The following is a 15,106-nucleotide window of genomic DNA, read 5'->3' as shown; positions in this document are numbered from 1 at the left end:
GAACCACTATACCTGCGGTAACACGCCGCGATTACGAACATTTTAACTCTCGCTGAGTGGGTAATGATCTATGCGGACTGGTATTAGATATTACTGTGGTGTTTTTTGCCATAGCTGAATATGGAAGTCTGCAGTTACGCTTTTCAACGTTTCAACAATCTCATCGATTTTGCCGTTTGGCAGTTTCCAGTAAAACGGCGTCATTCTGATAAGTGCCAGCGCATGTTCTTCGCTTTCGAAATGGATAGGAAAGGAAAAACATTCATTGTAAACCCGTGTAAGCCCATCTCGTTCTTGGTTGTCGATTTCATGCTGTCTTGGATTGTCGTACACCTGCTGTTTAAGCTCAAACAGGTGTTCAGGCGCAGGATCGACCGTCACTAAAAGGCCATTGTTTTTAAGAGCCCTCACATATTCTTCATTACTTCCAGGTGCGAAAACCTGAATCATCACATCTTGCGAGTTACCGCTTAGGGGTAAATCGAAACTGCTAGCAACAACGAACTGTGCTTGTTTGTACGCTTTAGCTGCCAGCTCTATTGCGATTTTGGCGATATCGCTACCTGCTCCTTCAACCTTTAAACCACTCGCTGAAAGTCCTTGTACCATCGCATCCAAGTAACTCCCCTCACCACAACCCGCGTCATAAACCTTTATGGCATTCTTTGATGCTTCGTCATTGGTTGCCGTTTCATTTAGTACCTTTTCCACCAGCGTCACTAATTTATCTTTCAACGGCTTATAGGCATTTAATTGATGGAATTCCCTTCTGGCTCTCACCATTGCTTTGTCGTCACCCGGAAGTTTCGATTTTTTAAATTGAACGGGCAAAAGGTTAACGTAACCAGATTTCGCTTTATCGAAGGTATGGTTATTTTCGCAGCGAATAGGCGTTGTATGTAATGAGATAGGGAGTTTACAAAGTGGGCAGTGCCACATGACAGGTTCTTTTTACTGAGAATTTGCCGTAAAGGATATCAAACCCGACACCTTTACGGCAATAAGCGTAACAACATCACACGCCGAGTTAACACTAATACTGGGCGCTTTCGTGCTTATTTGGAGAACTTTTACACTACAACTTTGCCAATGGATGTTGCTCTTCAGCCCATGGCGAAGTGAAGAAATGTGCTATTGCGCTTTGCGGCACTTCATCTACTGTTTTGTATTTCCACTGTGGTGACATGTCTTTATCAATCAAAAGCGCTCTTACCCCCTCTTGGAACTCACCACTTTCTCCACATCGACAGGACATATCAGCTTCCATTCTAAAACAGTCAGCCAACGTCATATTCGCACCTTTCTTACATTGCTCGAAAACCAAATGCATAGTGATAGGAGAACCTTTGGCTAGAGTGCTTTGCGCTCTCTGTAACCACTTATTCTCACTCATGTCTGCGTTAAGAATGGCATGAACTACGTCGGTAACATTGTCAGCCGAACACAAGTCATTAATAAGTGCCATATTCGGCTCAACGTTGCCATTGGGAAGTTCTTCTGGCGTTTTCATTGTGTCGATAATGTGCGAAACACTAGAAGCCAAACTTTCGCTGTCGGTCTTTTCCCACGTGTATTCTACGAGGGTATTAAGCAAAGTGTCTTTTTCGGTACTCGCCAGCAAACTGTCTGCAAGCCCTACAAAGCAAGCATCGGAGCCATTCATTTGGCCGCCTGTTAAACCTAGGAAGAGACCTGCTTTACCTGGTAAGCGAGGTAGAAAATAGCTTCCGCCTACGTCCGGGTACAAACCTATCGTAATTTCCGGCATAGCAAGACGAGAGGTTTCGGTTACTATTCGATGGCTTGCACCGCATAGAAGTCCCATGCCACCGCCCATAACAATACCACTGCCCCATACAACAATAGGCTTACTGTAATTGTGAATAGTATAATCTAGCGTGTACTCAGTTTCGAAAAATGTTTCTAAGAAAGCTGGAATTTGCCCATTAGCTTCCACCATCGATTTGTACATAGACACTATGTCACCACCGGCGCAAAATGCCTTCTCGCCAGCAGCATCGATCACAACAGCTACGATATCGTTGCGAGACTGCCATCGCTGAAGCGCGTCAAGCATGATGCTAGCCATTTCCAAATCCAATGCATTTAATGCCTTTGGCTTGTTAAGCGTTAAACGGCCTATTGTGTAGTCGTTGCTAGACGTCTTGATTTCATCAACAATGACTACCGATTCCACATCTGTCATTTTCACTCCTTCCCATAGTCCATTAAATCGTGCCTGAATTAGTTCGTTAGCGAAGTGTACTACAGTACACTTCTCTCATCTGACAGCAAACGTCTACCAATGATAACGCGCATAATTTCATTGGTGCCTTCCAATATTTGATGTACGCGAACATCTCTGAAGTGACGCTCCAACGGATATTCTTTGATATAACCGTACCCGCCGTGTAGCTGAAGTGCATCGTTACATACATTGAAACCAACATCTGTCGCGTACCTTTTCGCCATAGCGCAATAGGTGGTTTTGTCTGGGTCGTTATTATCCAGCTTACAAGCCGCCATACGTACCATTTGTCTCGCTGCGACAAGTTCAGTAGCCATATCAGCTAATTTAAACTGTAATGCCTGGAAACCTGCAATAGGTTTACCAAACTGCTCACGTTCATTCATGTAGTCACGCGCAACGTTTAGCGCCTGCTGTGCAGTTCCTACCGAGCAAGTTGCAATATTAATTCGGCCGCCATCAAGCCCTTGCATGGCCATTTTAAAGCCTTGTCCTTCCTCGCCAAGTAACCAACTAGCATCTAATTTCACGTTATCGAACGTGATCATACGAGTGGGCTGTGCATTCCACCCCATTTTTTCTTCGGCTTTACCGTACTCAATCCCGTCGGCATTAGCCGGAACCGCGAATGCAGATACGCCCTTAGGACCATCTTCCCCCGTACGCGCCATTACAACAAGAACATCCGTACTGCCAGCACCAGAGATAAACACCTTAGACCCGTTAAGGACATACCCACCGTCAGCTTTCGTCGCCTTTGTTTTTAGCGACGCTGCATCAGAACCAGCGCCAGGCTCGGTTAGGCAATATGATGCCAGCTTGTCACCGGTTACCAGTTGGTCACACCACATATCTTTAACTTCACTGGTGCCCCAAGTGGCAATCATCCACGTTGCCATGTTATGTATGGTTAACATAGCTGTAGTCGTGGTACATCCCATTGAAAGCTGCTCGAAGATTATGGAGGAATCTAGCCTGGATAAACCCAGCCCACCTGCACCCTCAGGCGCATACAATCCACAGAAGCCCAATTCACCCGCTTTCTTTAATGCTTCTACTGGGAAGTGATGTTCTCTATCCCACATAGCGGCGTTAGGTGCTAGCTCTTGCTGAGCGAATTGACGGGCGGTGTCTTCAAAGGCTAACTGATCATCGGTTAATTCAAAATTCATTAGGCATACCCTCAATTGATTTGCTTTTGAACTACAATAACCAATACTTACCCCTTACGTAAACGTAAAGGTAAATTTTTATTCAAAAACATTGAGGGTTAACGTAAATATTTTGTGACGAGAAATGCTGTTTCTTTATAGACTCCAGCACGAAGCAGAAAAAAGTTATCCTTTTTAATAATGCACTTTTATCTCGCCGCTGATAAGCTAGGTTGATGTAAGTAAACCTTGTTTGGTCGCCGTGGAATTCAGAATAGCTATAGTAGAAGACAATGCTACTGCTCGGACTGCGCTTCGAGGACATTTAATGTCAATTGCTAACTTATCGGTAAGTAGCTTTGCATCTGGTGTAGAACTGAAAGCGGCACTTAAAAAGCAAAACTTTGAACTCCTGTTAATGGACTATCACCTAGGTCAAGGCAAAACAGGCGTGGAATGGATCCAGAGTTTAAGAGAGGCAGGCTTTATAAGACCTAGCACAGGCATTATTTTCTTAACGTCTGATCGCTCACCGCAAATTATTGGCCGTATAATGGATTTACAGCCTGACGTTTTGCTTATTAAGCCATACACCATTGCTTCACTAACCCGCCAAATTAACCATTACTTAAGTTATCGAGACTTTGTTAAAAACGTATTGCACGCGCTGGATAACAAACAACTTGACCGAGCAATTAGTGTCGTTAGAGCTAAGATCACCGAAGGCATTCCTCCTCGGCTTGTTGCTGAAATTAGAAAGCTTTATGCGCGTCTTCTTTTTGAGAATGGTGATTTACAACGAGCGTTGAGTATTTATGACGACGTGTTAACCCGCTCTGACAAAGTCCTTTGGGCACAATGGGGAAAAGTAAAGTGCCAGTACGCTTCGGGTCAATGGCCACATTGCAAAAGCCATTTGAGCCAAATGGTTAACTCTAGCTTGGCTCGCGACAAGGCATTTGAATGGCTTGCATCCATATCATTTGAACAAGACTCCTACGATCAAGTAGAAAAATACTTAAATGAAATTAAGTTTAGTGAATTAAGCCTACCGGCTGCAAAGTTAAAAACCATTGCCTATCAAAAGCAGGATAAGGTTGTAGAAGCCATCGATCTCTTACAGAAGAAACGGGCTATGCATCGCAGTGCAAAAGACAGGTTCAATGACTTTACGTTTGAGCTCGCTGAGTTCTATTTGTTTCTTGCAGAAGAGTCGCCTGAAACCAATAGAAAAGAAAGCTTGTCTCAGGCTAGAAAATTAGTAGGCATTGCCGGAAGAAGTCAGGGCGACCCGCAGACTTTACAAAAAAGAGACTACCTTTTGGCTTTCTCGGCTGTGCTGGACGGCGACTTAGAAAAAGCAGCACATTTGCTTGAAAGCGACTACTTCGACAACTACCTTCGCACTGAGCCGTCTATCCTCGTTATTGCCGCAAAAGTACATCACGGTCTTGGAGATGAACGCAAAGCTGGTGAGTTACTCTTGATGGCTAAGCGCAAAAACGCAGAGTTACAAGCTATTTCAGAACAGGTTATGAATGACGAGCTGATTTTTTCGGGTGGAGAAAGGTTAGGTTTAAATCGCGAACAGGCCATTTCTATAAACGAGGCCGGCACACAACTCTTTATCGAAGGCTTATTCAACAAGGCAATGAGGCATTTTTATGATGCTTTCCAACTCTCCCCCGATACCGCAGCATTTGGCTTAAACCTTCTTCAGTGCATGATTGAGTCAGACACAGGTGTTTACCGAAAATTTAACGTCAGACAGCTACTCGACAAGATAATGTCACTCCCCTTGAATGACGTTAACAAGGCCCGTTTGGAACAGCTTACGCTATCTGCTCAAGAACAGGCGCTGTAATGTTTAATTAGCAAATGACTAAAGCAACATCCATAACCTGCGTTATGGATAACAACGCACCGCTTCCAGAACGCCACTGTTTTTCGCTGTTTAGTACATTTTACTGTAAACCAGCGGGCCTTTTATTCTTGTTAGTCTGTTAGCGTTATTTGAGTCGGGTAAGCAAACTCGATGTATCCCAACGGCCGCCACCAAGCTTTTGAACATCTGCATAATATTGATCAACAAGTGCCGTTAGCGCCAAAGTCGAACCGTTCTTACGCGCTTCATCCAATGCAATACTTAAGTCTTTACGCATCCAATCAACAGCAAAACCAAAATCAAAGCTGTTATTTAGCATCGTGCTGGCTCTGTTTTCCATCTGCCACGACTGAGCTGCGCCTTTGCTAATAACATCGACAACCGCATTACAATCAAGCCCAGCACGCTGGCCAAAATGTAGTGCTTCAGCCAAGCCTTGTACAATGCCGGCAATACAAATCTGATTCATCATTTTTGCTAGTTGACCGCTGCCACTCTTACCAAGTAACTGACTGTGTCGTGCATAATGTGCCATTACCGGCTCAACCTTGCTGTATACGTCTTCATCGCCGCCCACCATAATGGTCAGCTGCCCATTCTCAGCCCCAGCCTGGCCACCAGAAACTGGTGCATCCAAGAAGCCAACTTGCTTATCTTGGCAGCTTTTATATAGTTCTCTGGCAATATCTGCTGATGCAGTCGTATGATCGACCAGCACACTGCCCGTCTTCATCACTGCTAACGCCTGTGTGCCCACATCTCTTACATCATTGTCGTTACCCACACACATAAATACGATGTCAGCGCCTTCACACGCCTGCGCAACGGTATTGCTAGCACTGACTTTAGCGTCACCAGTGTTATAGGTTGAAAGCCAATCCTGCGCCTTTTGAGAGGTACGATTATAAACAGTGACCGAATAGCCAGCTTTGCTCAAGTGCCCTGCCATAGGATAGCCCATTACACCCAAGCCCAAAAAACTCACTTTCAAATTACTCATACAAAATATACTCTAGATACTTAACAAAGATGGTTGGATTACCTAAGAGTAACAGACTTAACAACAACAAAAATATAGGAAAATAATTTTGGCGCTCTATGAACACGCTATTACGTTGAACAACGGTGAACAAACTACCCTTGAACAATACAAGGGTAAGGTATTACTTATTGTTAATACGGCAAGCAAATGTGGCTTTACTCCTCAATATGAAGGACTAGAGTCGCTCCATAAAAAATACAACGATAAGGGCTTTGAAATTTTAGGATTTCCCTGCGATCAGTTCGGACATCAAGAGCCAGGTAGCGACGAAGATATTGCGCAATTTTGTAGCCTTAATTTTGGCGTTTCATTCCCATTATTTAAGAAAACAAATGTAAATGGTCCAGATGCCAATCCGCTCTTTGAGGAATTGAAAAACGAAGCCCCCGGTCTTCTTGGCACAAAACGTATAAAATGGAACTTCACTAAGTTCTTAGTTAATGCTCAAGGCAAGGTGCTAAAACGTTATGCGCCTACTGTAAAACCAGAAGCCATTGAGAAAGACATCGCTAAGCTTTTATCAGCGCATTAGTACGCTTTGCAGTTTAGATAGCCGCCGGCATGGCGGCAGTGAACGAGCGTTTTGAAATATACCTAATGCGTTAGTGCTCAATACATCCCGCTAGATTTATTGATCTACATCTATGTAGTTTGAATGTGAATGTGGTAATTTTTTGCCGTCTAAGTGACTTAACTGGGTACTAAAATGAATACCTCTGCACGTAAAAAAGCGCACGATAACCTCAGCGACCAACAACACAAAAACATCGCTTTTTTTAGTACTCGCTCTTATGAACACGCTCTGTTTTCTGAATTGCTGGAAACATTAAACGGTGCTAGTGACAAAACCATCAATGCCACATTTTTTGAACACCCACTGAACGCTTCAACCGCGTGTTGCTGTGGATTCAGCGATGTTGTTGTGTTTGTAAATGACGACATTAATAGGAAAACCATTGAAGTTCTAAAACACTGTGGGGTTAAACACATTGCGCTTCGCTGCGCTGGCTTCAACAATGTTGATGTTGATGCAGCAGCAAAGGCAGGTATCACTGTAAGCCGCGTACCCGCTTATAGCCCTGAAACCGTAGCTGAACATACAGTTGCGCTAATCCTTACGTTGAACCGAAAAACACATAAAGCATACAACCGAGTACGCGAAGGCAACTTCAATCTTGGAGGATTGATGGGCTTTACGCTTCACGGTAAAACCGTAGGGGTAATTGGCACAGGAAAGATTGGGCAAGCGGTTATTCGCATACTATTGGGGTTTGGATGTCATGTGCTTTGCTTCGATCCGCATCCAAATAGTGATGTAACCGCAATGGGAGCCCATTATGTAACGCTAAATGAACTACTTGAAAAAAGCGTTATAGTTACCCTGCACTGCCCGCTCAACGAACAGAGTCATCATATAATCAATGCTAAGAGTATTGATAAAATGCCTCAAGGCGTCATGCTAATTAATACGTCAAGAGGCGGGCTCGTCGATGACAATGCCATCATTAAAGGGCTTAAGTCGAAAAAAATTGGATATTTAGGGCTAGATGTCTACGAAAGAGAATCCGAACTGTTTTTTAGCGATCATTCACAAGACATAATTCAGGATGATATTTTTCAGCGCTTAACTACGTTTCCGAACGTTTTAATAACGGGCCACCAAGGGTTCTTCACGCTCGAAGCCTTAGAGGAAATCGCAAAAATCACGGTCAATAATATTATGACGGGTGAGAACGCGCTCTAAGGCGTCACTACAACTATCTACGTATTAGCGCGCTCATAACCCTATGTAGTCCGCCACGTAAAAATCCAACAAACTCTTTTTTACTGGCTTTTTCTATTTCTCTTTTTCTAGAATCAGCTGAAAATATTTTCCTAACCAAAGGTAAGGCGCTTGCCTATGATACTGCCGCTCTAGCGCAAGTAAGTCATCAAATTTGCTGCTTTGATGGGTTATATCTCGCATGTAATCATGGAAACAACGAATGCCTGCTTTTTCGATAATTTTGAAACCCAATGATTCACAATGTTCAACCACGCGGGTTGCACTTAACGGCTGTTTTGGATTCAGTCTAACTTGCTTTTTAACTTTCATCCCTTTCGCGATGTAATCAAAATTGCCGTAGATAGCATTGGCAAACAAATTCGCATCTTGGTTGAAAAAGCTTAGGCTTAAACGGGACCCTGGCTTCATGTTTTTATACATAAAGTCGATAGCATCAAAGGGCGCATCCAGCCACTCTAAAACCGCGTGACAAATCACTAAATCAAAACTGTCTAAATCCTCAATCTGCTGCAAATATTGATGCCTAATTGTAATATTTGGTGCATCTGCAAGCAGTGTCTCAGCTTGTTTAAGTACATCCCTCGACGCGTCAGTTAACACAACAGAATGCCCTTTAGAAGCAATATGCGCTGTCATAACACCTGTACCCCCGCCTATTTCAATAGCGCGAACAGGCGTGGTTAAATAAGGCTCGAGAACATCACATAATAAGGTGTGCCTGAGCTTTCCCTTAGTAGTGCCATATATATTGCTTGAGAATTTTTCTGCAATACCATCGAAGATACGATCGTTATTCATATACTACAGTCATCGCTAAGCAGGATTGTCAATATCAATAAACTCGACAGGCACGTCGAATTGCTGCCCAATGTGCTCTCCTAAGGATTTCACACCGTAGCGTTCAGTAGCATGATGACCAGCAGCAAAAAAAGTTATCCCCATTTCCCTTGCCGTGTGTACAGTTTGTTCAGACACTTCTCCGGTAATAAATGCATCGACGCCCAGTTCAACCGCTTGTTCGATGAACCCTTGTCCACCTCCCGTGCACCAAGCAAGCTTCGATATAGGTTTTGATACAGGCCCCTCAATCAGCACGTCTCTCCCCAGCAACTTCTGTAATTTAACCTGTAACGCTGACCCTTCAATTTCTTCTTCAAAATTTCCGTGCATAACAACGCCAACAGGCTTCACACCGCTCACCGCACTTATATTTTGAATGCCTAATAGCGATGCAAGTTGTCGGTTGTTGCCAAATTCAGGGTGTACATCCAGTGGAAGGTGATAAGCAAACAAATTGATATCATTTGACAGTAGCGCTTGAAGGCGGCGCTTTTTCATGCCCGCAATCACTTGTAACTCACCTTTCCAAAAATAACCATGGTGAACAATTAGCGCATCTGCCTTAGCTTCTATGGCGGCATCAACGAGTGCTTGTGACGCAGTTACACCGGTAACTATCTTCTCAATTTTACTTGCGCCCTCTACCTGTAATCCATTGGGGCAATAATCACTGATCTCGCTAACCCTTAACATTCCATCAAGATAATTTTGTAGTTCTAGGCGGGTAATAGACACAAGTCCTCCGGTTGAAAGTTAGACAAATTGTTCAAAAAACGTTATAAAAAGACGCGAACGTTTAGCATTATACCTGTAATTAGACAATTATGAGTGGTGAGTAGATCCAATTTTAGTTTTGCGACACTTGCTGGCTTGGTCGTTACGCTGGGCGAGTTTTTCTCAGCGTTATAGCAATTACATACGTCGCATAGCGTTCGTCATCTTAACAAAATAAAGAGCAAAAAAGCATGGCAAACTTAGACAAAGACGAAGTGGTAGCAGCATTTACCGAAGCTTATAAAAAGGCGAACGGCAAAGCACCATCTATTGAGAGCAAAAGTGGTTGGTACAGTGTAGATGGCGGTAAGAACGTCCGTTTAGCACAGCTTCAAGAGATGACAGCATCGTTAGCTTCTGGCTCTTCTGACGCCACGAGTGAAAGCGAAGAGAAAAAAGCGCCAAAGAAAGAGGCAAAAGCCGCAGCGAAACCAGCGAAGAAAAAGGCACCTTCATCCAAAAAGTCAGGATTTTCGGTAAAGGATTTCTGGGCAGAAAAGCTCAATGCAGAGGCGCCTGGCGCAACCCTTCCTCGATAATTTTGCATAACCTGATTTAATATCTAGTTTAGCTACTGGTGTAAAAACGCAATAAATGTCGCATACCGTAAGTGTCGTTGAGGCACTTATGTTATGTGACCCCTTCACTATTTATTATGAAATAATAATAGCTTACCACTCTTTCTCAACTGAGTATTTAACGAGCGCGCTTGGATTATTTGCCTGCTAGCCCTTGAGCTACGAATGGAACTAGGTGCTGGATAACTTCTTTAATATCGACATGCTTGTGAAAGTCAGACTCAGCTATTTCTGTTAGCGCTTGGCTCGACGCCATTGAAAATACAAAACTTCCCATCGCAAAATGCAAGCGCCAGAATAGTTCTTCCTCAGGTAGATCAGGAAGACAGCGCCTTATAGCGTCGACAAGTGCACGGATACAATCACCGTAATCATTCATTAAGAACTTACGCAAATGCCCCTGAGTTTCGTTGTAGCCACGTCCTAGCAACTTAACAAACGTGGAAGTACCCTGCTCTGAAATGGTGTTGAGGTTAAGCATAGGAGGGATCAACGAATACAAGAGTTGCTCAACGCCCTTCGCACCTTCCATAGGTGTCAAAGACGCCAAGCAAGACTCTACCTGCGGCATTAGGTGATCAAAGTACCTTTTAAACACGGCTTGAATTAAATTCTTCTTACTGCCGAAGTGATAGTTCACCGACGCCAAATTCACTTCTGCTCTGGCAGTAATCTCGCGCATGGATGTTTGAGTAAACCCGCTTTGAGAAAATAAGTACTCTGCCGCATCTAATATATCGGTTTTAGTATGCCGTGCCATATTCTTTTTATTATCTTTTTGTAGGTTAAAAATTTAACGTACGTCTGTGTTAACAATCGTTTTATCGGTCCTGAATTATCAACACAGACAAATTGTCGCTATTAAAACCAGTGACGCGCTTTGCTCATTGATTTCATAAACACGCGCTCAACAACATTTGCTGCAGACATCCCCAGTTTCTCTGCTACATTTTTCTTCACAGCATACTTAACACTAAATATTTCGCGTGCGGGATAATGAGAAAGAATATAGTCATCTGAGGTTGTGATGTCGTCAATTAAGCCAAGCGACTTAGCTTTAATACCTGGCCAATACTCGCCTGTGGCGACTTTATCGATGTCCATATCTGGACGCTGGCTTTGAACGAAGTCTTTGAACAGTACATGAATCTCTTCAATTTCTTCTTTAAATTTCGCGCGGCCTTCATCGTTGTTCTCACCAAATACGGTTAGAGTACGCTTGAATTCACCAGCTGTGTGTTGTTCAAACTCAATATCATTTTTCTTCAATAGTTTATTGAAGTTAGGCAACTGAGCTAAAACGCCTATGCTGCCAATGTAAGCAAATTGAGACGCCAGTAATTTGTCTGCAACACAAGCCATCATGTAACCACCGCTTGCCGCCACTTTATCTACCGCAATCGTTAGTTTAAGACCCTTTTCCTTGATACGCTGAAGTTGAGACGCTGCAAGTCCATAGCCGTGTACAACACCCCCACCACTTTCAAGTCGAACCAAGACTTCGTCTTCTTTATTTGCTACACATAAGATAGCGGTAATTTCTTCTCGTAAGTGTTCCACTTCATTGGCGTCCATCGAACCTTTAAAGTCGATGACATAAAGACGGGACTTCTCAGACTCTTCGCCCTGTTCTGTGATTTTGGCTTTGTTTTTTGCTTTATTTTTAGCTTTCGCTTCTTTTTTCTGTTCCTTGGCTAATTTCTTTAACGCATTTTTATCTAACAGAACCTGTTTCGCGTAATTTGTAATGTCTTTCAACTGCTCAGAAATAGACACGATTTCAAGTTGCCCTTTCCCATGCTTTTGCTTACTCGCTAAGCCAACAATGGTAGATACAACCACAATAAAAGCGATAACTAGCGTTACTGCCTTGGCAACAAACAAACCGTACTCGTACAAAAACTCCAAACTTTACTCCTAGTAAAATAAACGGGTAAGCGTCGATGTTTACCCACAACGTAAATAGCGGCCTTGCTTTGTGAAAAGCAACGCCGCTTTGCTAATTACGTTATAATACCAGTCTCATCTTATTCTGACGATAGGGTAACTTGCTCTATCTTGTTAGCCTCTATCTCCTCGTCAGTAAAGAAGATATCTCTTAGCGTAGGCTGCGTAGAATAAAGCTGAGTTTGGTCTAAGAAATGTTCACTGCCATACTTGCGAGATTGTGAGTAGGTCAGAATACCCCGTCCCTTGGGGCCTTCATCAGTGAAGTTAATAACCATAGCCCAACTGGTGCCATAGTTAATATGGTAGCCTTCAGCTTCTGCACTCATTATGGTGTTACTATTCACAGGCTCGTAGTTATGACGTGGAAGCAACGTACCGTTCCTGTTGCTTATAACGTCAAACACGTTAAAGCCACCTTCAATATTGTGTGCACCAGCCCATGGTAGTTTGATACCAGACGCCGTGCCATCTGGCAGGCTTCGCTCAACAAACTGAACGTCCCCTAGCGGCGCGTCAAATGCGACACCAGCTTGCTCAATCACTTGAGTTGCTCTTGCCAATTGTTCAAGAGTAACGTCATTTTGCATCAAGCCAGAAGGCGTAGTGACTGGTGATTCTAGTGAAAACGGCGTCTCCCACTGTGGCGCTTGGTTAAACTGGAATGCAAACTCTCTAAACACGTGTGCACCAGTACTTGTAAGGTTCATGGTGCCATCCCAATCCTCCAACGCAGCACAGGCTTGTGAAACATCAACGCTAGTTCCGTCTACATCTACAGGTGTTGAACCTTGCGCGGCGCATAGCGAAAGCAATGAAGGCAAAATATTCTCTGCTAAATAACTTCTGTTATTAAACAGTAAGCCTTCCACTTCGTCTGGCGTAAAGGTTCCGTCACTTCCCGCTTCGTTTTCAATAAACTGTTGACCCATTCTTGAGCGTAGTGTTTGTTGATATTCCACGCTACCAAATAGCGGATTGCTTACAACAATTGGTGAGTTTAAATTCGTTAACCAATAGCTGTCGTTCGAGTTTTGAACTGAATCCGTGCCCTCGTACTTAGGCGCTTCTTCGTATGGAACGGGTCCTTCGAAATCAAACTGCGAAATGTTACCCGGTAATACGGTAAAGCCAGCAGCTGCTTTAGTTTGAATAAGTAACGGGTTAGTCGTTAGTTGCTCAATTGCGGTTTCGGTTAGATTCGGCACGGTTGAATCGTCAATGTAGAAGACTTGACCATCATCAGAGGCAGCCATTGTATTATTGAAAATAACACCGTCGTAATCTTTAAACGCCTGCTTAAACTCGTCCATGGATGTCGCCATATTCATGGCAAGCCAATGGTCTACAATATCGAAATTAGGCAGATTTGCGTCTTTTATGGCAAAGGCATTATTACCATTCCAATCAAAGTTACCAGGCACTTCAATCATTGGACCGTAGTTGGTGTAATACGCGGTCTTATTAAGCTTAATGGTTTGCCCTCCACCCACTGCGACATCAATTTGAAGTGGCTTTTCATAGATGGTGCGTCTGTTGCCATCAACCATATGGGTAAGGCCAGATTCATCATTTTCGTCGAGGGTCAGCTGATACACAACAAAATGTTCAGCCGTCGAGAAGGTGTGTGTCCATGCAACGTTTTCGTTAAATCCGATATTTACTGCACCAGGCAATCCCATCAACGAGCCACCTGTTACATTCAAGTGTCCGGGTACTTGAGCATGAAAATTCCAAAAGCGTAGATTTCCTGTGTGAGGAAAATGCGGATTGCCTAAAACCATACCTTTGCCATTGGTCGTTTTATCGCTGCCTAACCCCCAACCATTAGAGCCCATTTCTTGAGGATTTTTTTCAGGCAGACCTACCGTTGGTGAAATCTTAAACGTAGAAGCAACGTCACTTGAGGACGCAGCTGGAGTAGGTAGATAACTCTCACCTTCAGGCGCTGCAATAAACATAGGTCCTAAGAAATTAGCGGCCCCAGGTAATAGCGCCACGCCTAATGAGTACGTTAATAGATCCACACTATCAATTTCAGTGACCCATGGTTGGCCAGCACAGCTTTGATCTTGTTCTTCTACAGGAGTTTCAGCTAAGTACCGGTTGTATCCAGCAGTGTAGCCTTGAAACATTGCACGTGAATTAGCAGACAACCGAGGCAAGTTCTCTTCTGCTAACTCTCTAATACCTAGAGTAAGAAAACCGAAATCGTTAATAAGGTGCTCTGAATCACCGCTACCAGGTACAGTATCTGGACCAAAATACTTAGCTCTCTCAGAGTTATACTTCACAATCTGGTCGGCCAGTACGCAAAGGTTATCGCGTGCAAACGCATAACCCACACCGTAAGCCATACTTTCTAGGTTATCGGCTTTCACATGCGGAACGCCATAGGTGGTCCAGGTAACATCCGCGGACAGTGTACCGTCAGGAGAAAATGCTGGAATTGGTGCTGGTGTTGGTTCGGGTGTCGTAGGCGTTGTGGGCGCTGGTTGTTCTACGTTAGAAAAGTCGTTATCGTTATCGCCGCACGCACCGAGAAGTGCAGTGAGTGATAACGCAATAAGCGTCCGTTTAGCGTTAAAGGTGTTGTCAATCATCTCAAATGTTCCCTAATGATAAATGAAAAAGGTCAACCACTCTTACCGCACGCGTCTTCAAAGCGGTGTTAATTACAGCATAAGTAAAACTGATCCGACCTGAATTCACACTACATTAACAAATGAAAACATTCAAACAACATTATAATTTTTCTACAAAAAAGCCGGCAATAACGCCTAATGCCGATCAGTTAAGAATATTTTCATGATCGGTTGACCGATCTTTTTAAGGCTTCAAAATCCGATATCAGT

At 43.6% G+C, this 15,106-nt stretch carries 13 protein-coding genes; 4 read left to right on the top strand and 9 right to left on the bottom strand.

All coding sequences use genetic code 11. The features are described 5' to 3' along the window. Positions 1-90: 90 nt before the first annotated feature. The 3 genes from NO989_RS20675 to NO989_RS20665 form a co-directional block, all read right to left on the bottom strand. Entirely contained in the window at positions 91-939 is an 849-nt protein-coding gene (locus NO989_RS20675) for a putative RNA methyltransferase (protein ID WP_321825463.1), read from the bottom strand. Positions 940-1,075: 136 nt separating this feature from the next. After that, positions 1,076-2,206, bottom strand: a complete 1,131-nt coding sequence (locus tag NO989_RS20670) for an enoyl-CoA hydratase/isomerase family protein (protein ID WP_039227751.1) — start codon at positions 2,204-2,206, stop codon at positions 1,076-1,078. A 59-nt stretch (positions 2,207-2,265) separates the two neighbouring features. Next, entirely contained in the window at positions 2,266-3,420 is a 1,155-nt protein-coding gene (locus NO989_RS20665; protein WP_371343131.1) for an acyl-CoA dehydrogenase family protein, read from the bottom strand. Between the two features lie 259 nt (positions 3,421-3,679). Between NO989_RS20665 and NO989_RS20660 the strand changes: the two genes are divergently transcribed. Then, positions 3,680-5,263: a response regulator gene (locus tag NO989_RS20660; protein WP_371343132.1), complete on the top strand. Its 1,584-nt coding sequence runs from the start codon at positions 3,680-3,682 to the stop codon at positions 5,261-5,263. Positions 5,264-5,408: 145 nt separating this feature from the next. On the opposite strand, the gene NO989_RS20655 is transcribed toward NO989_RS20660, so the two are convergent. After that, the gene (locus NO989_RS20655; protein ID WP_371343130.1) at positions 5,409-6,284 is read right to left on the bottom strand and encodes an NAD(P)-dependent oxidoreductase; all 876 of its coding nucleotides are present in this window, start codon (positions 6,282-6,284) and stop codon (positions 5,409-5,411) included. Between the two features lie 88 nt (positions 6,285-6,372). Between NO989_RS20655 and NO989_RS20650 the strand changes: the two genes are divergently transcribed. After that, positions 6,373-6,858, top strand: coding sequence for a glutathione peroxidase (locus NO989_RS20650; RefSeq protein ID WP_371343129.1), 486 nt, complete (start codon positions 6,373-6,375; stop codon positions 6,856-6,858). A 174-nt stretch (positions 6,859-7,032) separates the two neighbouring features. After that, a complete protein-coding gene (locus tag NO989_RS20645; protein WP_371343128.1) occupies positions 7,033-8,070 on the top strand; it encodes a 2-hydroxyacid dehydrogenase in 1,038 nt (345 codons plus the stop codon). A gap of 93 nt (positions 8,071-8,163) precedes the next feature. On the opposite strand, the gene NO989_RS20640 is transcribed toward NO989_RS20645, so the two are convergent. Both NO989_RS20640 and NO989_RS20635 read right to left on the bottom strand, forming a co-directional pair. After that, positions 8,164-8,910: a methyltransferase gene (locus NO989_RS20640; RefSeq protein WP_239257537.1), complete on the bottom strand. Its 747-nt coding sequence runs from the start codon at positions 8,908-8,910 to the stop codon at positions 8,164-8,166. 15 nt (positions 8,911-8,925) lie between these two features. Further along, entirely contained in the window at positions 8,926-9,687 is a 762-nt protein-coding gene (locus NO989_RS20635) for a Nif3-like dinuclear metal center hexameric protein (protein ID WP_371343127.1), read from the bottom strand. A gap of 230 nt (positions 9,688-9,917) precedes the next feature. Between NO989_RS20635 and NO989_RS20630 the strand changes: the two genes are divergently transcribed. Beyond that, a complete protein-coding gene (locus NO989_RS20630) occupies positions 9,918-10,265 on the top strand; it encodes a hypothetical protein (protein WP_014976552.1) in 348 nt (115 codons plus the stop codon). Positions 10,266-10,440: 175 nt separating this feature from the next. Here NO989_RS20630 and NO989_RS20625 read toward each other — a convergent pair whose 3' ends face one another. From NO989_RS20625 to NO989_RS20615, 3 genes are all read right to left on the bottom strand, one after another. Continuing rightward, positions 10,441-11,064 (bottom strand): TetR/AcrR family transcriptional regulator, encoded by a 624-nt coding sequence (locus NO989_RS20625; protein WP_014949468.1) that lies wholly within the window; start codon positions 11,062-11,064, stop codon positions 10,441-10,443. Positions 11,065-11,165: 101 nt separating this feature from the next. Continuing rightward, positions 11,166-12,212, bottom strand: a complete 1,047-nt coding sequence (sohB, locus tag NO989_RS20620; RefSeq protein WP_039227763.1) for a protease SohB — start codon at positions 12,210-12,212, stop codon at positions 11,166-11,168. Between the two features lie 119 nt (positions 12,213-12,331). After that, positions 12,332-14,854, bottom strand: a complete 2,523-nt coding sequence (locus NO989_RS20615) for an acylase (protein WP_014949466.1) — start codon at positions 14,852-14,854, stop codon at positions 12,332-12,334. Positions 14,855-15,106: the final 252 nt, after the last annotated feature.

Origin of the sequence: Alteromonas sp. DY56-G5, from assembly GCF_041414725.1 — a bacterium.
Taxonomy (GTDB): Bacteria; Pseudomonadota; Gammaproteobacteria; order Enterobacterales; family Alteromonadaceae; genus Alteromonas; species Alteromonas macleodii.
The sequence above is the reverse complement of the archived record's forward strand: the minus strand, read 5'-3'. Positions and strand labels throughout refer to the sequence as shown.

What these genes read in the sequence shown, in the direction of transcription:
- NO989_RS20615 (WP_014949466.1), bottom strand. Translation starts at nt 14,854, where the DNA reads ATGATTGACAACACCTTTAACGCTAAACGGACGCTTATTGCGTTATCA.
- NO989_RS20645 (WP_371343128.1), top strand. Translation starts at nt 7,033, where the DNA reads ATGAATACCTCTGCACGTAAAAAAGCGCACGATAACCTCAGCGACCAA.
- NO989_RS20675 (WP_321825463.1), bottom strand. Translation starts at nt 939, where the DNA reads ATGTGGCACTGCCCACTTTGTAAACTCCCTATCTCATTACATACAACG.
- NO989_RS20640 (WP_239257537.1), bottom strand. Translation starts at nt 8,910, where the DNA reads ATGAATAACGATCGTATCTTCGATGGTATTGCAGAAAAATTCTCAAGC.
- NO989_RS20655 (WP_371343130.1), bottom strand. Translation starts at nt 6,284, where the DNA reads ATGAGTAATTTGAAAGTGAGTTTTTTGGGCTTGGGTGTAATGGGCTAT.
- NO989_RS20625 (WP_014949468.1), bottom strand. Translation starts at nt 11,064, where the DNA reads ATGGCACGGCATACTAAAACCGATATATTAGATGCGGCAGAGTACTTA.
- NO989_RS20630 (WP_014976552.1), top strand. Translation starts at nt 9,918, where the DNA reads ATGGCAAACTTAGACAAAGACGAAGTGGTAGCAGCATTTACCGAAGCT.
- NO989_RS20670 (WP_039227751.1), bottom strand. Translation starts at nt 2,206, where the DNA reads ATGACAGATGTGGAATCGGTAGTCATTGTTGATGAAATCAAGACGTCT.
- NO989_RS20665 (WP_371343131.1), bottom strand. Translation starts at nt 3,420, where the DNA reads ATGAATTTTGAATTAACCGATGATCAGTTAGCCTTTGAAGACACCGCC.